Annotated in this window: 17 protein-coding genes; 8 read left to right on the top strand and 9 right to left on the bottom strand. The window is 36.4% G+C overall.

Features of this window, described 5'->3' with window-relative positions; translation table 11 throughout:
• Positions 1 to 10 precede the first annotated feature (10 nt).
• From C245_RS0116515 to C245_RS0116490, 6 genes are all read left to right on the top strand, one after another.
• Positions 11 to 1330 carry a GntP family permease gene (locus C245_RS0116515; protein ID WP_017497718.1) on the top strand — a complete coding sequence of 440 codons (1320 nt, stop codon included), beginning with the start codon at positions 11 to 13 and terminating at the stop codon, positions 1328 to 1330.
• A gap of 4 nt (positions 1331 to 1334) precedes the next feature.
• Positions 1335 to 1802 carry a RidA family protein gene (locus C245_RS0116510; protein ID WP_017497717.1) on the top strand — a complete coding sequence of 156 codons (468 nt, stop codon included), beginning with the start codon at positions 1335 to 1337 and terminating at the stop codon, positions 1800 to 1802.
• Positions 1803 to 2026: 224 nt separating this feature from the next.
• Positions 2027 to 3058 (top strand): sugar kinase, encoded by a 1032-nt coding sequence (locus C245_RS0116505; protein ID WP_017497716.1) that lies wholly within the window; start codon positions 2027 to 2029, stop codon positions 3056 to 3058.
• 9 nt (positions 3059 to 3067) lie between these two features.
• Complete coding sequence (locus C245_RS0116500; protein ID WP_017497715.1) at positions 3068 to 3715, top strand: bifunctional 4-hydroxy-2-oxoglutarate aldolase/2-dehydro-3-deoxy-phosphogluconate aldolase; 648 nt, start codon at positions 3068 to 3070, stop codon at positions 3713 to 3715.
• Positions 3716 to 3718: 3 nt separating this feature from the next.
• Positions 3719 to 4834 (top strand): D-TA family PLP-dependent enzyme, encoded by a 1116-nt coding sequence (locus tag C245_RS0116495; RefSeq protein ID WP_017497714.1) that lies wholly within the window; start codon positions 3719 to 3721, stop codon positions 4832 to 4834.
• Between the two features lie 124 nt (positions 4835 to 4958).
• Complete coding sequence (locus C245_RS0116490; RefSeq protein WP_026110115.1) at positions 4959 to 6029, top strand: dipeptidase; 1071 nt, start codon at positions 4959 to 4961, stop codon at positions 6027 to 6029.
• On the opposite strand, the gene C245_RS0116485 is transcribed toward C245_RS0116490, so the two are convergent.
• On the bottom strand, positions 6026 to 6802 hold the full coding sequence (locus C245_RS0116485) for a DeoR/GlpR family DNA-binding transcription regulator (RefSeq protein ID WP_017497712.1): 777 nt from the start codon (positions 6800 to 6802) through the stop codon (positions 6026 to 6028). The two genes, C245_RS0116490 and C245_RS0116485, sit on opposite strands and share 4 nt — an antisense overlap.
• A gap of 189 nt (positions 6803 to 6991) precedes the next feature.
• Here C245_RS0116485 and C245_RS0116480 point away from each other — a divergent pair, with 189 nt between their 5' ends.
• The gene (locus tag C245_RS0116480; protein WP_017497711.1) at positions 6992 to 9295 is read left to right on the top strand and encodes a family 20 glycosylhydrolase; all 2304 of its coding nucleotides are present in this window, start codon (positions 6992 to 6994) and stop codon (positions 9293 to 9295) included.
• Positions 9296 to 9536: 241 nt separating this feature from the next.
• On the opposite strand, the gene C245_RS0116475 is transcribed toward C245_RS0116480, so the two are convergent.
• The 3 genes from C245_RS0116475 to C245_RS0116465 all read right to left on the bottom strand — a co-directional run bounded on the left by C245_RS0116475 (position 9537) and on the right by C245_RS0116465 (position 13059).
• Complete coding sequence (locus C245_RS0116475) at positions 9537 to 10283, bottom strand: succinate dehydrogenase/fumarate reductase iron-sulfur subunit (protein ID WP_017497710.1); 747 nt, start codon at positions 10281 to 10283, stop codon at positions 9537 to 9539.
• 98 nt (positions 10284 to 10381) lie between these two features.
• Complete coding sequence (locus C245_RS0116470) at positions 10382 to 12382, bottom strand: fumarate reductase/succinate dehydrogenase flavoprotein subunit (RefSeq protein ID WP_017497709.1); 2001 nt, start codon at positions 12380 to 12382, stop codon at positions 10382 to 10384.
• A gap of 11 nt (positions 12383 to 12393) precedes the next feature.
• Positions 12394 to 13059, bottom strand: coding sequence for a succinate dehydrogenase cytochrome b subunit (locus C245_RS0116465; RefSeq protein WP_017497708.1), 666 nt, complete (start codon positions 13057 to 13059; stop codon positions 12394 to 12396).
• Between the two features lie 321 nt (positions 13060 to 13380).
• Here C245_RS0116465 and C245_RS0116460 point away from each other — a divergent pair, with 321 nt between their 5' ends.
• Positions 13381 to 14742 (top strand): hydroxymethylglutaryl-CoA synthase family protein, encoded by a 1362-nt coding sequence (locus C245_RS0116460; protein ID WP_026110114.1) that lies wholly within the window; start codon positions 13381 to 13383, stop codon positions 14740 to 14742.
• A gap of 261 nt (positions 14743 to 15003) precedes the next feature.
• Here the strand turns inward: C245_RS0116460 and C245_RS0116450 are convergent, their stop codons facing one another.
• From C245_RS0116450 to C245_RS0116430, 5 genes are all read right to left on the bottom strand, one after another.
• Positions 15004 to 16359 (bottom strand): hypothetical protein, encoded by a 1356-nt coding sequence (locus tag C245_RS0116450; RefSeq protein WP_017497705.1) that lies wholly within the window; start codon positions 16357 to 16359, stop codon positions 15004 to 15006.
• A complete protein-coding gene (locus C245_RS0116445; protein WP_017497704.1) occupies positions 16356 to 17708 on the bottom strand; it encodes an ABC transporter permease in 1353 nt (450 codons plus the stop codon). The genes C245_RS0116450 and C245_RS0116445 overlap by 4 nt, the downstream gene beginning before the upstream one ends.
• 42 nt (positions 17709 to 17750) lie before the next feature.
• Positions 17751 to 17930: a hypothetical protein gene (locus C245_RS0116440; protein WP_017497703.1), complete on the bottom strand. Its 180-nt coding sequence runs from the start codon at positions 17928 to 17930 to the stop codon at positions 17751 to 17753.
• Between the two features lie 77 nt (positions 17931 to 18007).
• Positions 18008 to 18379 carry a hypothetical protein gene (locus tag C245_RS0116435; RefSeq protein ID WP_017497702.1) on the bottom strand — a complete coding sequence of 124 codons (372 nt, stop codon included), beginning with the start codon at positions 18377 to 18379 and terminating at the stop codon, positions 18008 to 18010.
• 71 nt (positions 18380 to 18450) lie between these two features.
• The gene (locus tag C245_RS0116430) at positions 18451 to 18942 is read right to left on the bottom strand and encodes a hypothetical protein (RefSeq protein ID WP_232424376.1); all 492 of its coding nucleotides are present in this window, start codon (positions 18940 to 18942) and stop codon (positions 18451 to 18453) included.
• Between the last annotated feature and the right edge of the window lie 120 nt (positions 18943 to 19062).

The raw sequence follows: 19062 nt of genomic DNA, 5'->3' as shown, positions 1-19062 counted from the left end.
AAATAGATAAATGAGCATTTTAATTCTTACGGCATGCATTGCGTTTCTAATCGTCCAGATCGCCTGGCTTAAAATCAATCCGTTTATCGCCTTTATCATAACAGCTTTATTAGCAGGCCTTTTTTTAGGTCTGCCGATAAACACTTTATCACAAACTGTACAAAAAGGTTTGGGCGAAATGTTAGGATCTATTACGCTGATTATTGTTTTCGGAACCTGTATTGGTAAACTTACCGTTTCATCAGGTGCCGCCAATGTTATTGCTAAAACGGTTATGGGATGGACGGGTAAAAAATACGTTCGCCTTGGCTTAATGATTACCGGATTTATTGTTGGGATACCTCTATTTTATAGTGTTGGTTTTGTTTTGTTAGTACCCTTAATCTTCTCAGTAGCCCATCAATTTAAGCTGTCAAAAGTATATCTCGGTATTCCAATGCTGGCGTCGCTTTCAGTAGCACACGGTTTCTTACCCCCACATCCGTCACCCATGGCTTTAAGCAGTATTTTTAATGCCGATCTTGGACTCGTTTTAGTTTATGGAATTATCATCGCCATACCAACCATTTTTATTGCAGGTTTATTGTTTTCGAATTTACTCAAAAACATCAAAACCGAATCGGATCACGAAATCTTAAATGTTGAAGAAGTTGTAAACGAAGGCAAACTTCCGAGTTTTTCACTGAGTTTGTTTTCTGCTTTATTTCCGGTTTTCGGATTAACAGTGACCTCGATAGTACCCATGATTTCTAAAAATGAAACTCTGGCTGATATCTGCAAAACAATCGGAGAACCGAGCATGATCATGTTGATCTCTTTACTGATCTGTACTTATACTTTAGGCATCCGAATGAACCGCAGCATCACCTCTGTAATGGAGGACTATGCCGTTGCGATAAAAGATGTTGCCTTAATCGTTTTAATTGTTGGAGGAGCCGGCGGTCTGAAAGAAGTCATGATTGTGAGCGGTGTTAATGAAACCATCGTTACAGCTTTAACACAAATAAACATTCATCCTTATCTATTGGCATGGATGATGGCAGCAATTATTCGTGTTTGTGTAGGTTCAGCAACAGCGGCCGGATTAATGACCGCCACGGTTCTATTGCCTTTATTACAAACAGCCGGACTTGATCCTAACCTATTAGTACTGTCTGTTGGAGCAGGAAGTTTAATGTGCTCTCACGTAAACGACCCAAGCTTCTGGATGTTCAAAGAATATTTTAACATCAGCCTGAAAGATACTTTCAAATCATGGACCGTTATGGAATCCTTAGTATCCGTTTTAGGAATCATTTTCGTTTTTATTTTAAACTCTATAATACATTAATATCATGAATTTATTACCACAAGAAAAATTTGAAACCCTTGGATTGTCTCTTCCTCCGGCGCCTCAGCCTTTAGGAATATACAAGCCCTATTTAGTTGATGGTAAATATTTATACCTTTCAGGTCACGGGCCTGTAAGAGACGACAAATCCTTAATCATTGGCCGAATTGGCGATGACATGGACATCGAAGAAGGAAAATTAGCCGCAAGGCAAGTCGGATTAACCATGCTCTCTACAATTGTAACCAATTTTGGAAGTCTGAACAAAGTAAAAAAAGTGATAAAAGTACTCGGAATGGTGAACTGCAATGGCGAGTTCTTAAGACATCCGTACGTTATAAACGGCTGCAGTGAATTATTTGCTGAAGTTTGGGGACCCGAAAACGGAATTGGAGTACGAAGTGCCGTAGGAATGGGCTCTTTACCGGACAATATTCCTGTTGAGGTTGAAGCCGTTTTCGAATTATATTAAAAAAAGTTATGCCACAGATTACAGGATTAAAAAGAATTATTTTTCCGTCCGTTGTGACGAACAAACGAAACAATTTATGAATTTCACCACTACGGCAGTAAATTAAAAATTCGTGAATTGCTTCGCCTGTTCGCTATCGTTCGAGTAGTTCGCTAAAAAAAAATTAACCGTACCTTTAATAAATCCTTGAAATCCATATAATCTGTGGCAAAAAAACAAAAAACATGAATACAAATACCTCACAAACAAAAATCGCAACTTTCGGTGAATTATTACTCCGGATGAATGTTGCCAACGGAAATCGATTTACACAGGCCAACGAAATAAAAGTTTACGTGGGTGGTGCCGAGGCAAATGTTTGTGTTTTGCTTTCCCAACTAGGAATACCTACCGATTACATTACCCGATTACCTCAAAATGACTTAGCGCAATTGGCTGTAAACGAACTTCAGAAATACAAAGTAAACACCTCGAAATGTGTTTATGGCGGAGACCGTTTAGGTTTATATTTTGTCGAAGCCGGAAATCAAATCCGACAATCACAAGTGATTTACGACCGAAGCAATTCGTCTTTCTCGACCATACAAAAAGATCAGATTAACTGGGATTTGGCTTTGGCCGATGTCACCCATTTTCATTGGTCCGGAATAAGTCCGGGAGTTTCGCATGAAGCAACTCTGGTTTGTAAAGAAGCCATTCTCGCGGCACATCAAAAAGGACTCCCTATTTCTTCCGACTTTAACTACCGTTCCAAATTATGGCAATACGGAAAGCATCCGTCAGAAGTCATGCCTGATCTGCTTCAATACAGTACCATTACAGTTGCCGATTTAGATGCGATTGAAATTTATTTCGGAATAAAAACCGACACACGAGAATCGGATGCCGACCGTTTTCAAAAGACATTCGAATTGTTAAAAGCAAAAATGCCTTTTCTAAAAACACTTGCCATGAGTTTCAGAAAGTCTGACGGGCCGGCACATTTATACAAAGGATTACTCATTCATGAAGGCAATTTTTATCAGACATCTGAACATAAAATTCATGCGGTAACAGATCAGATAGGTTCCGGTGATGCCTTCAACGCAGGATTATTATACGGACTGACTCATAAATTATCCGGTCAGGATTGCATCGAATGGGCAACTGCCTGTGGTGTCATCAAACAAAGTATTCATGGAGATTTCGCGATAAGCACTCCTGACGAAGTAAATCATTTTATTAAAAATGGCTCAAGTAACAGAATTAACAGATAAAACAAAAACATGTACAGCATATTAAAAACGCAAGGTGTACTTCCGTTAGTGACACAAATCAACATTGAAACAGCCCAAATAGTCTTGCAATCGGCGGCTGATGCTGGCATAAAAATTATCGAGTTTGCTGCTCGTGCAACTGATGCTAAAGAAGTTTTTAGCCAAATGATCCATTTTAAAAAAGCAAATAATTTAGAGGTTAAGATAGCCGTTGGATCAATATTAAGCGTTCAGGATGCTGAAACCTTTCATCAGTTAGGAGCAGATTGTATCGTTTGTCCACATACCGATCCGGAAATTGGGAACTACTGTTTCAAAAACAATATTTACTGGATTCCCGGAGCCGCGACCTTAAACGAAATACTCCATGCCAATAAATTAGGTGCCGAAATTGTAAAACTTTTTCCAGCCGATAAAATTGGTGGTCCCGGATATGTAAAAGCTATCAGAGCCCCTTTTCCAAACTTAAAAATAATGCCGACCGGCGGAGTAACCTTAGAAGAAAGCAACCTGAAATCATGGTTCAAATCGGGAGTGGTTTGCGTTGGAATTGGTTCTAATTTATTTACAAAAGAAATGATGCTCGATTTAAGTTATGAGCAGTCGCTTCAGGCTTTTCAAAATTTAATTGAAGTTGTCAAAAAAACAAGAAACTAAGTTATGCAAAACAATTGGTGGAAAATTAGCTCCGAAATCCGTGTAGACACCCCATTTTTGGCCGTTTACGAAGATCGTATTCAGACCAACATTGAACGTCTGATAGAATCTGTGAACGGTGATACTCAAAAATTAAGACCACACATCAAAACCCACAAAATTGGGGAGATTCTGGACTTGTTTAAAACCTATAACATCAACAAAGTTAAATGCGCCACAATTGCCGAAGCAGAACTTGCTGCCATACACGAAATTGCAGACGTACTTCTCGCCTATCAGCCTGTAGGCAATAAAAAAGAGCGATGGATTTCGTTACTTAAAAAATATCCTGCTACCGCTTTTTCAACCATTGTTGACAATTACGAATCCGCAAAAGCACTGGATATTGCGGCACATAAAAACAATCTAAAACTTACCCTTTACCTGGATCTGAACTCCGGGATGAACAGAACCGGAATTTCAATTTCTAAAAACTGGGAAGCGCTGATTGACGAAATTATCAAACTTAAAAACATTCATTTTGCAGGTATTCATCTGTATGATGGTCACCTGAAAGGAGATATTGAACATCGAAATTCGGTTGCCTCAAATATCTTCTTTAGCATAAACGAAGAAATTGAAGCTATACAGAAAAAACTGGGTTATGAATTAAAAATTGTAGCCGGAGGATCTAACACCTTTCCTTTTTACGCCACGCAGAAAAATGTAGAATGCAGTCCGGGAACTTTTGTCTTCTGGGATTCCAACTATCAAATTAACTTACCGGAGCAAAATTTCGAACCCGCTTTGGTAATCGTTGGAACTATCATCTCAAAACCAACCGATACTACGTTTTGCATTGACATTGGCTACAAAGCCGTTGCTTCTGAAAATCCTATCGATAAAAGACTGGTCATTTTAAATGACAATAACCTAATTCCAATTTCACATTCTGAAGAACATCTGATCATCGAAAATCGTGGTGAAAATAACTATGCGATTGGTGATACTATTTATGCGCAGCCCTACCACGTTTGTCCCACTTGCGCATTGTATGATTCCGTTCAGGTAGTCAATAGCGAACAGCAGATTTGTGATCAGTGGCTAGTGGTTGCGAGAAGTCGGAAAATTAATATCTAGTGAAGAGATATAGAATCAAGAGAATAGAATAAAGAATAAAGAAAAAAGACTATAGACCTTGTAGAAAACCTCTGAACCTTTGTCCCTTTGTCCCTTTGAACCTTTGCACCTTAAAAATAATACTATGTTTATAATAGACGCCCATTTAGACCTTAGCATGAATGCGATGGAATGGAACAGAGACCTACGAAACGACGTTTCCACTTTACGCCATTTAGAAAAAGGCATGACAGACAAACCCGATCGCGAACGTGCCACTGTTTCTTTTCCTGATTTGCGAAAAGGAAATATTGGAATTGTGGTCGCCACGCAAATTGCACGATTTGTAAAACCCGACAGCCTTATCCCCGGCTGGAACTCTCCTGAACAGGCATGGGCACAAACACAAGGGCAGCTCTCCTGGTACAAAGCCATGGAAGAAGCCGGAGAAATAACTCCCATTACAGACAAAAAATCACTACTGAAACAGATTGATTTATGGAATGACGGAACCCCAAATGATAAAAAGCCGATTGGCTATATTTTAAGTTTAGAAGGCGCTGATTCTATTATTGATATTTCTTACTTGGAAAAAGCATATCAGTACGGATTACGCGCTATCGGACCGGCACATTATGGTCCCGGCCGATACGCAAACGGAACGGATGCCACCGGAAAAATGCAGCAAAACGGACTTGATTTACTCAAAGAAATGGAACGATTGAACATTATTCTGGATGCCACTCATTTGTGTGATGATGCTTTCTGGCAGGCATTAGACCACTACAACGGACCGGTTTGGGCAAGCCACAACAATTGCCGAAGTCTGGTAGATCACAACCGTCAGTACAGCGACGAAATGATCAAGGCTTTGATTTCGCGTGGAGCAGTTATTGGAGGTGCTTTAGATGCCTGGATGCTGGTTCCGAATTGGGAGAGAGGCGTTTCAACCCCACAGGGAACAAACTGCAATCTCGAAACTGTTTTCAAACACATGGATCACATCTGCCAATTGGCCGGAAATGCGAATCATATAGGTGTAGGCTCTGATCTTGATGGTGCTTTTGGTACAGAGCAATCTCCGTACGATTTAAACACTATCGCCGATTTGCAGAAACTAGTTCTGATCTTTAAAAATCATGGGTATACTGACGAAGATTTAAATAAAATCTTTCATCAAAACTGGATCAACTTTTTACTAAAAAACTGGGATTAAACAAAAACTAAACTGGGAACTGCCTTCTTATACGCCTGTAGTTTTTCGTGATCGGGATCTACTTCCGTCACCACATAATCAACCTCCGATAAGTTGGCAATTTTCATTTTTAGAACCGTATCCAGTTTTTCAGAAATCGTAAGAATGGCTGTTTTTTCAGAAGCCTGAATCATAGCTTTTTTGACCTGAACTGTTTCCCAGTCAGAATCCGAAAAGCCACCTTCGATGTCTAAGGCATTGGTTCCTAATATTAACAAATCGACTTTAATATTAGCCAGCTGATTGTAAACATCGCCGCTCACACACATTTGGCTGTACGACGAAATGCTACCGCCAATCATGATAATTTTAACATTGGGTTTGTCCAGAAGCTCCACTGCTGATAAAACAGTAACGGTAAAAATAGTCAGATTTAAAGTGTCGGGAATCAATCGGATAAACTCTCTGATCGTTGTTCCGCCACCAAGCAATAAAACCATACCATCACGAAGTAAACCTAAAGTTTTCTGTGCAATGGTTTGTTTTGCTTCACCTGCATAAGTTTGATTGGAAGACGAATGGTGATAGGCTTTTGTCATCGCACCACCCTTTACTTTAATCAATAAGGACTCTGATTCAAGTTCATTAATATCCCGTCTCACAGTATCTTCTGAAACAAATAATTTAGCCGAAAGGGTTTCAAAACTTACACGGGTGTGCAGGTTAATCTCTTTTAAAATAAGATTTTTACGTTCTTCCTTGGTGTAATTAACCACTTCATTATCATTATTCATGCAAGTTCATTTTTAGTAAAGCAAATGTAAACAATTAATGCAATATTATTGCGAAACAAATTACAATACAATGTAATAAAAAAGTTAATTCATCTATTATAAAGACTTTTAAATACAAATCGCTTTTGCAAAAAAAATGCAACTCAACCAACAAACCTTATATTTGTTTAACAAACTCAAAAAGTAACCATGCAAAAAAGTGTTTTTCTTCTTTTACTATTTTGTTATTCTTTTGGAAGTGCTCAAACTTCCTCAACTAATAATTCAATCATTCCGGCTCCCAATTTTTATAAGGCAACCGGAGACAGTATTCGTTTCAACGGACAAATTAAAGTGCTGTTTGAAAAGAATAAATACAGCGCTAAAGAACAAAAAACGGCAAAGCTGTTGGAGTCTGCCATAAACGCAAACACAGCAAACAAAAAAAGCACTATCGATGTCGTATTCATAACACAAAATCCAGCTTCCTCTCTAAAAAAAGAAGGGTACAAAATTGTTATCACTCCAAAAAAAATAACCGTTACCGGAAGTGAAGAAGGATTGTTTTATGCGGTTCAGAGTTTACTGCAAATGCTTCCGAACAAACCCAAAAGTCAGGAAATAAAACTTCCTTGTGTCACCATAGAAGATGAACCGAGATACGATTACCGAGGTCTGCATTTAGACGTTTGCCGACACTTTTTTAGTGTTGACGTTATAAAAGATTTTATCGCTCAGATGTCCAGTTATAAATTAAATAATTTTCATTGGCATTTAACTGACGATCAGGGCTGGAGAATTGAAATCAAAAAATACCCAAAACTAACCGAAGTAGGTTCCAAAAGAGCACAGACTCTCGTAGGAAACAAGTTCGAGAGATTCCCTTATTTTTTTGATGGAAATCCGTATGGTGGTTTTTATACTCAGGAAGAAATCAAGGACGTGGTAAAATTTGCTGAAGAACATTATGTCAATGTGATCCCCGAAATCGAAATGCCGGGACATGCCACTGCAGCCGTTACTGCTTATCCAAATTTATCCTGTTTTCCCGATCGTTCTTATAAAGTTATTGAATACTGGGGAGTGTTTGAAGATATTTTCTGTGCAGGAAAAGAAGAAACCTTTACTTTTCTGGAAGATGTTTTAACCGAAGTCATGGCGTTATTCCCTAGCAAATACATTCACATTGGTGGTGATGAATGTCCAAAAGCCAGATGGAAAGAATGCCCAAACTGTCAAAAAAAGATCAAAGAATTAGGATTGAAAAACGAACATGAATTACAAACTTATCTTACCACCAGAATCGAAAAATTCCTGAACAATAATGGTAGACAAATTCTTGGTTGGGACGAAATGCTCGAAGGCGGATTAACTCCAAACGCAGCAGTAATGTCCTGGCGCGGGGAATCGGGCGGAATTGCCGCAGCCAAACAAAAACACTTTGTCATCATGAATCCGGAGCACATTTTGTATCTGGATTACAACCAGGCGTATTCGCCAAATGAACCTTTAACGGTGGGAAGATTAGTCACGGTCGAAAAAATGTACAACTACAACCCGACTCCGGTGGACAGTTTAACGATTGACGAACAAAAGTACATCATGGGCGTACAATCCAATTTGTGGTCGGAATATTTAACGAGCCCTGCCAAACTAAATTATCAACTTTATCCCCGAATATTTGCTTTGGCAGAAACTGCCTGGACAGCACCACAAAATAAAAATTACGATAATTTTGTTCTGAATCGCATGCCTCATCATTTAGAAAAACTGGAATTACAGAAAAGATTATACAAAGTACCAACACCGTTTGGAGCAAACGAAACCGCTTTAATCACTTCTAAATATACCTTGGATCTAAAACCAACCATCAAAAACGGACAAATTTTTTATACCATTGATGGCTATAACCCCGATGAAACGGCAGAACTTTACACCAAACCTGTCACGATACATGTTCCAAAAGGAGAATTCAGAATCGTAAAAACAGTTCAGATTAGCCCAAGCGGAAGAAAAAGCTCTATCAATAAAATTATACTCCGAAATCCTGATTTAAAACCTGCTTTAGCTGTAAAACCAACCAAACAAGGTTTAAAATACGAATACTTTATCGGAACCTTATTTCAGCAGGTTCAGGATTTAGAATTAGTGAAACCCGTAAATTCAGGAATATTCGAAGGTACCATGAGCAGTGAAAAGTGGAAAACGAAAAAAGAGCGCTACATTGGCCTAAAATTCGACGGATATATTTACGTACCGGAAACTGCAAATTATACCTTTTCAACGCTCTCAGACGACGGGTCGAAGCTTTTTATCGACAATGAACTGATCGTAAATAACGACGGAATACATTGGCTCAACGAAGCCTACGGAACCGTAAAACTTGAAAAAGGGTTTCACAAGTTCAACATCAGCTATTTTGATCAGGTAGGCGGAACCACTTTAAACTGTTTCATCCAGCCCGAAGGAAAAGAAAAACAGGAAATAAGCGCTTCGCAATTCTATTACGAATAAAAGCACAAAAGAGATAACCCAAAATAACAACTCCTTTGATGGAACAAAAATTCATAAAAAAGCAACAATAAAACCCCAACGGGGTAATATATTTATAAAACTTCAACAAGACCTATAAAAAAGCTCCAGAGGAGCGATATATATTTACAATCTAACACCTATCGCTCCTCTGGAGCTAACAAAAAAAAGCATCCGCCTATCGACGGATGCTTTTTGTATATCTAAAAGGCTACGTTTAAAATTATCCTTTCAAGCTTGCTGCTAAATACTCACGGTTCATACGTGCGATATTTTCAAGAGAGATTCCTTTAGGACATTCTACCTCGCAAGCTCCGGTATTTGTACAGTTACCAAAACCTTCAGCATCCATTTGGTGAACCATATTTAAAACACGGTCAACTGCTTCAACTTTACCTTGCGGTAATAAAGCATATTGAGATACTTTTGCAGAAACGAACAACATTGCTGATGAGTTTTTACAAGTTGCAACACAAGCTCCACAACCAATACAAGCTGCAGCATCAAAAGATTTATCTGCATCGTCTTTGTTGATAGGAATTGTATTCGCATCAATTGTATTTCCTGAAGTATTTACAGAGATAAATCCTCCTGCATGTTGAATTCTGTCAAAAGAACTTCTATCAACTACTAAATCTTTAATTACCGGGAAAGCTTTTGCTCTAAATGGCTCGATAAAAATCGTATCACCATCTTTGAACATACGCATGTGCAACTGACAAGTAGTAACTCCTCTGTCTGGTCCATGTGCTTCTCCGTTGATAAACAAAGAACACATTCCGCAAATTCCTTCGCGACAATCATGGTCAAATGCTACCGGTTCGTCTCCTTTATTGATCAATTGTTCGTTAAGAACGTCAAGCATTTCAAGGAAAGACATATCCGGTTCAATTCCGTCAATAGGATATTCAACAATCCCTCCTTTATCTTGGGCGTTTTTCTGACGCCATATTTTTAATGTAAGTTTCATTTTCTATAAGTTTAAAAGTCTTAAAGTCTAAAGTCATAAAGTCAAAAATCGAAAGCTTAATACTTTAAGACTTTGGACTTAGGACTTTGGACTAAACCCTATTTATAACTACGTTGTACTAATTTGATGTTTTCGTAAACCAGAGGTTCTTTGTGTAATACTGCGTCACTTGGTTTCCCTTTGTATTCCCAAGCTGCAACGTATGCAAAGTTCTCATCATCACGAAGTGCTTCACCTTCTTCTGTTTGATACTCTTCACGGAAGTGACCTCCACAAGATTCGTTACGGTGTAAAGCATCTTTTGCGAACAACTCTCCCAATTCTAAGAAATCGGCAACACGAGTTGCTTTTTCTAATTCCTGGTTAAATTCGTTAGCACTTCCAGGTACTTTTACGTCTTTATAAAACTCCTCACGTAAAGCGGCAATTTCTTCGATAGCTTCGGCTAAACCTTTTGCATTACGAGCCATACCTACTTTATCCCACATGATTTTCCCTAATTTCTTATGGAAATAATCTACAGAATGAGTTCCTTTATTATTGATAAATTTCTCGATTTGATCTTTTACTCCTTTTTCTGCTTCTACGAATTCTGGCAAATCTGTAGAAATAGGTCCCATTTTAATATCCGGAGCCAAATAATCTCCGATAGTATAAGGCAATACGAAATAACCATCTGCTAAACCTTGCATTAAGGCAGAAGCTCCAAGTCTGTTTGCTCCGTGATCAGAGAAGTTAGATTCTCCGATTGAGAAACATCCCGGAATGGTAGTCATTAAATTATAATCAACCCAGGTACCACCCATAGTGTAGTGAACCGCAGGGTAAATCATCATTGGCGTTACATAAGGATCTTCATCAACAATTTTCAAGTACATCTGGAATAAGTTTCCGTACTTACTTTTTACGATATCCGTTCCTAATTTAGTTACTAAAGCACTGTCATTTTCATTCAATCCTTTTACGTGAGCAGCCTCAGCACCGTAACGTTTAATAGCAGCGGCGAAATCTAAGTAAACCGCTTCTCCTGTTTTGTTCACACCAAAACCGGCATCACATCTTTCTTTTGCAGCACGAGACGCTACGTCACGAGGTACTAAGTTACCAAAAGCAGGATATCTTCTTTCTAAGAAATAATCTCTTTCGTCTTCAGATAAATCAGTTGCTTTTTTCTTTCCTTCACGAATTGCTTTCGCATCTTCTAATTTTGCAGGAACCCAAATACGACCGTCATTACGTAACGATTCAGACATCAAAGTCAATTTTGACTGGTGATCTCCCGAAACCGGAATACAAGTTGGGTGAATTTGTGTGTAACAAGGATTCGCGAAAAACGCTCCTTTTTTATGTATTTTCCAAGCTGCTGTTGCGTTACTTCCCATAGCATTTGTAGATAAGAAAAACACGTTTCCGTATCCTCCTGAACCTACTACTACCGCGTGAGCAGAGTGTCTTTCAATTTCTCCTGTGATAAGGTTACGAGCGATAATACCTCTCGCTTTTCCGTCAACGATTACAATGTCAAGCATTTCGTGACGGTTGTACATTTTTACTTTTCCACGACCAATCTGACGGTTCATTGCAGAATAAGCTCCTAACAATAATTGTTGTCCGGTTTGTCCTTGTGCGTAAAAAGTACGGGAAACCAAAGTTCCTCCAAAAGAACGGTTATCCAATAATCCACCATATTCACGAGCCAATGGTACCCCTTGAGCCACACACTGGTCGATAATATTAGCCGAAACTTCAGCCAAACGGTGAACGTTTGCCTCACGTGCACGGTAGTCACCTCCTTTTACAGTATCGTAAAATAATCTGTAAACAGAGTCACCGTCACCTTTATAATTTTTTGCAGCATTGATACCACCTTGTGCAGCAATAGAGTGCGCACGACGTGGTGAATCCTGAAAACAGAAAGCTTTTACGTTATATCCTAACTCAGCCAAAGTAGCCGCAGCAGAACCTCCAGCCAAACCTGTTCCAACTATAATAATATCTAAATTACGTTTGTTAGCAGGGTTTACTAAATTAATATGATCTTTATAATTTGTCCATTTGTCCGATATTGGACCATTTGGAATTTTTGAATCTAATGCCATTATAATTGATATTAATTATTGAAATGATGAAATAATGCGATGATAACGAAAAGTGCCGGTACTACAACCGCAAATCCATAACCAACTTTACTTAAGAATCGAGAATACTTATTGTGCATCCCAACGGATTGAAGAGATGAACTGAATCCGTGCCAAAGGTGAAATCCTAATAACACAAATGAGATACAGTAAATACCTGTGCGGATTGGATCATGAAACTTATGCACTAGCTCTCCATAATATCTTGTCGCGTCCGGTGCTGTACCTGCAATATATTTGTAAGTAACTTCAGGAAACCAAAAATCATAGAAATGCAATCCTAAGAAAGCCAAAATAACTAAGCCTGAGATAATCATGTTTCTCGAAGTCCAAGAAGCATTAGCAGCTCCGTTGTATTTTGCATAAGCAATTGGTCTTGCTGCGCTATTTTGAGCAGTCAATACAAATCCCATTACGAAATGGAAAATTACTCCGATTGCCAAAACAGGTTGCATTACATATTGAATCAGCGGATTGTATCCCATAAAGTGAGAAGCTTCGTTAAAAACATCTTCACTAATAATAGAAATAAAATTTAAGGAAACATGCAGCGCTAAAAACGTGATTAAGAATATTCCCGAAAGAGCCATAGCCACTTTCTTTAAGATGGAAGCATTCAATAGTGCAGATTGTGCCATAAGTGTTAAAGTAGTTTGTTTTAAAAAATTAGACAAAAATAAAGCAATTAGACATGAACTACAACCATTTCGTTGTTATTTATAATGATTTTAAAGAGCTTTCGGTGATATTATTGCAAATTATTTAAAAACAAGAAAATAGAAATTTTTCGCAAGTGATTTTAACGAATTCCTAGTTTTTATATAATTACCAAATTGTTATTTTTCACCCCTTTTTGCTCTGTTTTCCTCAAAAGTAAAGCGAGCCCGAATTTTATTGAATGAAAACAAGGGAATTTTAAGAGCATAATTTTACCTTTATCGGCTTCAAAAAAAATGACAATGAAAACAGGAATTGACGCTATTTCTTTTGATGTAGCCAACATACATTTACCTATAAAAACTTTGGCGACTGCCAGAAATATTGAACCCGAAAAATTAGAAAAAGGCCTTGGACTAATTAAAATGACTTTACCCGATGTTCATCAGGATCCGGTAGTTTTTGGCGCCAATGCTTTAACGAAACTTATTCTGGATCACAATATCAACTTAAACGAAATTAGCAGGATCTATGTTGGAACCGAAAGTAGTATCGACAGTTCTAAACCGATCAGTTCTTTTTTAATTAGTTTGATGGAGCAAAAATTTGGAGAAGATACTTTGGCGGAATGTGATGTAGTCGATTTTACTTTTGCCTGTATTGGCGGTGTTGACGCTTTGCAAAATTGTATTGACTTCGTAAAATTGAATCCGGCCAAAAAAGCAATTGTCGTAACAACTGATTTTGCCAAATACGATTTAAACTCTACCGGAGAATATACCCAGGGTGCCGGAGCAGTTGCAATGTTAGTGACTTCTAACCCCAGAATTATCGCTTTTGACGAAAACTGGGCAACCAGCACAAAAGGAGTTTTTGACTTCTTTAAACCGTATCGAACCCTCTCTAAAGAAGAAATCACCAAAAACACCAACAACGATCTCTGGTTTGATAATTTAGAAGCCGAAATAGAAATCCATAAAGACCAACCGGTTTTCGACGGTCAGTACTCCAACCAATGTTATATGGATCGTACCCGTAATGCTTATTTCTCCTTTAAAAAACTAAAGAATACAACTGAAACTTTATACAATTCCTGGAACAGTATTATCATGCATCTTCCGTATTCTTTTCAGGGACGACGTATGTTATCTGAAATTTACGCTTTAGACAATGCCGAAAAAATCATTTCAGAAAACATTGAGTCAACAGAATATCAGCTTAAAATTAAGGAAGTCGCAAAATCTGAAGAATATAGAAATTTTGTAACCGAGAAATTACAACCTGCTGAATTGGCTTCGTCTTTAATTGGTAATCTTTATACAGGTTCTATTTTCATGGGATTGTTATCGACTTTGGCTCATTATTATGATACCAATAAAGAAATCGCCGGAACTCAATTTGGATTTTTAGCTTACGGAAGCGGATCGAAATCGAAAGTTTTTGAAGGTACAATCCAGCCGGAATGGAAAGCTGCACTGGAAACCGTGAAGCTTTTTGAAAATTTGAAGGAAAGTGTAGAAATTGATTTCAACACTTACGAAGGCCTTCATAAAAAAGAACAAAAACAAAGCGTCAGAACTCCAAAAAACGAATGGATTCTAGACCGAATCGAAAAAGAGATCCCTGTTTTGATTGGGGCGAGATATTATAAGTGGGTTGATTAAGTAAAATTCCAAACTTTTTAAATTCCAAATTCCAATAAAAAAACCGAAGCAGTTTGCTTCGGTTTTTTGGTTTTATACAGATAGTTTCTCATTTCGACGAGGGAGAAATCTTCGCAAATAGCTGCGATTAGAATGTTACCAATCTTTGTAGAATTACTCTCGAAGATTTCTCCTTTCGGTCGAAATGACAAGATTGCGCTAAAAACTTTGTCAAAAGCTACAGAAACCTTTTTAACTACGTGGAGCAGTCTTTTATAAAAATCATTGAGAATCAAAAACTTGATAATGCTGTTTAACATCTTTCAATATCGCATAAACGACATCCATGTTTCCTTCCTGACTTCTTCTTGCCCAAAAGCTGTAAATCCAAACTGCTGTCGCTTTATTTTTGTAGTCAGTTTTTGTATTTTGCTTAGAATTTCTAGTAATCAAACCCCACGTTTTTTTTGAAACAAAAGGGCTGATTTCATTAAAATGATGATTTGGAAACTCTTTTTCAGCACCATAAATCATTGTTTTATAAATCATATCTATTACTTCAATTTCACCCTTATTTTCATTTTCAGCACGAGAAATATCATCTCTGCTCGAAATCAAGACCTCTATAAGTAAATCTAGATTTGAATCGTTGTATATATTTCTTGATAAGAGCGCAAACAAAATCGGTCTATAACTTTCATATGCATCTCTAAGTTCATCAGGATTCTCTCTTAACTTATCCGTGAGAAGCTTAGTTTCATATACATATTCATCAATATGTAACCCAATTTTAGTTTCATTTCTATAACCTGTTAAAGACTGATTTTTCCTTAAATACAAAAAATCTCTGAAGAAAAATTTTATCTCGTTACTTATTCTAGAATCGCTATATTCTTCATCATATCGATTCCTCAAAAATCCCGTAGATTTTACATTAGAGGTATTCATATCTATAAAACCATAATAATCCTCTACATATTTCACTCCATTTCCAATTACTTCAGTTTCCTCTACAGTACTGCTATCAACTAAAGCCAGTCTTTCATCTACTAACGGCATTACTTTTATAGCGTCAAACATTACATTTAAATAGCATTCCGGAGTAGCCATGCTTCCAACCCCAATAAAGAAAGCTCCTCCAAAAAGAATTAGCGAAAGAAAAACCATTAAAGAACTAAGCATTTTACTTACTTCATTAACCTTTTCTTTTACCTTAAAAAAAAGACCAATAATTAAGCTTACTACCATTAAAAGAACTACGAAAATACAGAGCTTTAAAATAAAAACTTTATACTCTTCTGCTGCACTTCTGAAACTTAAAGCAATACAAATGAGAGAAGTTAAAAACATAAAACTCGCAAAAATTACATAGGTAAAAAAAGAAATGGTCCAAAATTTATCTTCACCTTCTTTTTCAGAATGATTTTTTGATAAGTCCGAATAAATAACTGTTATTACTAATCGCTGTACTAGAATAGAAACTCCCAATAAAATAAGAGGAAAAAAGCCAATTAAGAATAATGGAATTTTTGTAATTATAGAAAAAAACTCCCCATACTCTACCTTAGAAAAGGTAAAACCTAATGCGATAAGTACAAAAAACTGAACGATTAAAATTATTTTATAAGATTTTATCATTCTTCAGAATTTTCATAATGTTCTTTTATTTCTTTTAAAATCAAGGCTACTTCTTTTAAATTCCCTTCCTTATTTCTTCTGACCCAAAAACCATAGAACCACATCAAATCTGCTTTAGTATAATCATCTTGATCTGCAGAAGTTTTTAAATCTTTAATCTTTTGAATGGTTTCCTGAGAAAAATAGCTTTCAAATTTTAAAAAATATTCTTCTTGATACGGACCATTTTTTTGCTCAGTTCCCATAACTCGATATATTTCAATCAATTTATCTTTTTGACTTCCAATATCCTCATAGGCTAATAATAATCCGTTTACTATTTTATCAAAATTAGCTTCTTGATAAGTTTCATCCGATACAGCACTATAAAATACTCGTTTATACATTTCAAATTCAGAATAAAGCTTATCTGGCTTATTTCTTAAACTATCAATGAATTGTACGAGATAATAATTTTCATTTTCTGCAATATGATTTTGCATACTATAATCTATCGATTGTCTAACACCAAAAAAATTATGCTCTCCTTTTGTTCCGCCCCAATTCTCAATTAAAGAAATCCATGAATCATACAACAAAACTGCAGTGTCTTCGCTTTCGTCGTCACCTTCGTCGCTCTCGCCATAATCTTCATAAACTTCTTCTTGATTTCCTGTTTGTTTTTGTCCTTTAGCAATAAAATGTCTTTCTGAATTTTCTATAAATACTGAAACAAATGCCAATTCAAAAACACTCGAAACGGTTAGAATTAAGAAACTAAATACCAAAATAGCCGTAGCTAATGATTTATTTGTTTTCCAATAAATACCAGCCGCTAATAAAAAAGAGGCAACAACCAAACTAATTACAATAACAAGCAGGAATCTAGAAAATATAATTGCATAAAAATGAACCGGCTGATCTATAATTAAAGCATCCTTTTGAAAAACCAATACTGAAAATATACCAATGACCAACAATAAAAAAACGTTGCAATAGAAAGCAAATTTCCAAAAGTTCTGTTTACGCTTTCTTTTTACAATTTCTTCATCATCTTCTGGAGTTTTTGGAGTTTTTGGAAACAAAGTAAAAAGGGCAACGATACAGCAGACAGCAAAAGAAATTAAAGGCAGCAATTCACCATAATTAAACTCATAAGGATGAATTTCTCTAATTCTGATTACTTTTTGACTTTTCGGATTAGAGAGTATAAAAACACCTAATAAAAAAACAGGGATAAACTGAAGTAATAAAACGTTTTTAAAAAACTTAGTTTTTTTATTCATAAACGGAGTTAAAAATTGTGTAGGAATTTGCCCAAAACTATTAAAAAAATTAACATTTACCGTGTGTTTTTTATTTTTTTCCAAGAAAACACACGGTATTTTAAGTTAAAAATAAAAAGTCAACAATCAATCCTTCTTATGCTGTTCCGTATAATTCTGATTGCCTTTTAGTTGAGAATCTTCGCTATGCATTCCGTTTGCCATTCCGAGCATGAAAGCGGTCATTATTAAAATTAGTTTTCTCTTTACCCCATAAAGAAGTGGTCGCTTAGATGGCTCTAAACGTGTTTTATTAGGTTTATACATTTGGTAAATAATAAATGATTAGACATTTTGAGTCGTTTAACGCCTTAATCAGCATAAAAACTCAGAAAATAAATTCCTTAAATAATGTCTAAACTTCCTCTGAAGTTACCCGAAGCCATCATTTCATTTACAAAAACAGACTGTCTAATAAATGAAGTTAAATTTTGATAGCGCTTTTGCTGTAATTTGAAAACCATCTTGCTTTGAAAACTAAAAACATTTTCAAAGCTCAAAAAATTCAAAACAATCGAAAAAACCGATTTAACACAAGAAGTAATTTGTCCAAATTGGTAGCAACGAGAACTTTTTAGATCCGAACCTGCTTTTACAACTACAAATGAAGACTGGTAATACTCAGCCGATTTTGATGGAGCATATAAAGTACCGTCACCTGCAATCACGACAAAAGTCAGAAAGAGTGCGATGAGATATTTTAGATGTTTTTTCAATTGATTTAAATTTGGATTCCGAATTAGCTTTCAAAAATACAAATTAACACAGAAATTTCAATTTTGAACGACTATTTTTCCTCAGTAAAATCTTTACTTTCATTCTGAAAAAGCAGCAACCCTAATCCTAAAACAAAAACCAAACAACTCAAAAGCATTAAAACGCCATTTTTCAAAGCAAAAAATGAAAATCCCACAGCAACCGAACCAACAATTACCATCAAAGATTTTACAGTTTCCGTTTTTATAAAAGTAAATGCATGAACTGCCAAACCAACAAAAAGCAAAGAGGGCCCAACAATCACAAAAGGATAAAGAATAGATGGTGTATCACTAATCTGCTTGCTCAATGCCTCTCTGGCAATATCGTTATTCCCAAAACTCCACATTATAAAATCAATCGTACAAAGACCAATGTGGGCAATAATACCAAAAGTGGTTAATACTGATGCAATCGAATTTAGCTTGCTTTTCGGAAACACATCATTAAATGACAACAACAAACAGGCGCCAACTAAATTAAACCAATGCGCAAAATCGATTGGTTTTTGAAAGTCTGGCAAAATTTTAGAAAAGAAAAGATAACTCACAAGAAAAAATAGCAATCCTAGCAGGCAAATGTGTTTTGTTTTCATAATTTATTTTTAAAATTGATGAAGCAAAACTATTTTTTTAAATCCTCT

The sequence above is a fragment of the Flavobacterium sp. WG21 genome, assembly GCF_000335775.1.
Taxonomy (GTDB): domain Bacteria; phylum Bacteroidota; class Bacteroidia; order Flavobacteriales; family Flavobacteriaceae; genus Flavobacterium; species Flavobacterium tructae.
Note: the sequence above shows the minus strand (reverse complement) of the source record. Positions and strands in the feature narration are given on the sequence as shown.

Excerpts from the sequence above, each read along its gene's own strand:
- C245_RS0116465 (WP_017497708.1), bottom strand. The coding sequence starts at position 13,059 with ATGGCACAATCTGCACTATTGAATGCTTCCATCTTAAAGAAAGTGGCT.
- C245_RS0116460 (WP_026110114.1), top strand. The coding sequence starts at position 13,381 with ATGAAAACAGGAATTGACGCTATTTCTTTTGATGTAGCCAACATACAT.
- C245_RS0116450 (WP_017497705.1), bottom strand. The coding sequence starts at position 16,359 with ATGATAAAATCTTATAAAATAATTTTAATCGTTCAGTTTTTTGTACTT.
- C245_RS0116505 (WP_017497716.1), top strand. The coding sequence starts at position 2,027 with ATGAATACAAATACCTCACAAACAAAAATCGCAACTTTCGGTGAATTA.
- C245_RS0116475 (WP_017497710.1), bottom strand. The coding sequence starts at position 10,283 with ATGAAACTTACATTAAAAATATGGCGTCAGAAAAACGCCCAAGATAAA.
- C245_RS0116480 (WP_017497711.1), top strand. The coding sequence starts at position 6,992 with ATGCAAAAAAGTGTTTTTCTTCTTTTACTATTTTGTTATTCTTTTGGA.
- C245_RS0116485 (WP_017497712.1), bottom strand. The coding sequence starts at position 6,802 with ATGAATAATGATAATGAAGTGGTTAATTACACCAAGGAAGAACGTAAA.
- C245_RS0116470 (WP_017497709.1), bottom strand. The coding sequence starts at position 12,382 with ATGGCATTAGATTCAAAAATTCCAAATGGTCCAATATCGGACAAATGG.
- C245_RS0116510 (WP_017497717.1), top strand. The coding sequence starts at position 1,335 with ATGAATTTATTACCACAAGAAAAATTTGAAACCCTTGGATTGTCTCTT.
- C245_RS0116515 (WP_017497718.1), top strand. The coding sequence starts at position 11 with ATGAGCATTTTAATTCTTACGGCATGCATTGCGTTTCTAATCGTCCAG.
- C245_RS0116500 (WP_017497715.1), top strand. The coding sequence starts at position 3,068 with ATGTACAGCATATTAAAAACGCAAGGTGTACTTCCGTTAGTGACACAA.
- C245_RS0116440 (WP_017497703.1), bottom strand. The coding sequence starts at position 17,930 with ATGTATAAACCTAATAAAACACGTTTAGAGCCATCTAAGCGACCACTT.
- C245_RS0116490 (WP_026110115.1), top strand. The coding sequence starts at position 4,959 with ATGTTTATAATAGACGCCCATTTAGACCTTAGCATGAATGCGATGGAA.
- C245_RS0116495 (WP_017497714.1), top strand. The coding sequence starts at position 3,719 with ATGCAAAACAATTGGTGGAAAATTAGCTCCGAAATCCGTGTAGACACC.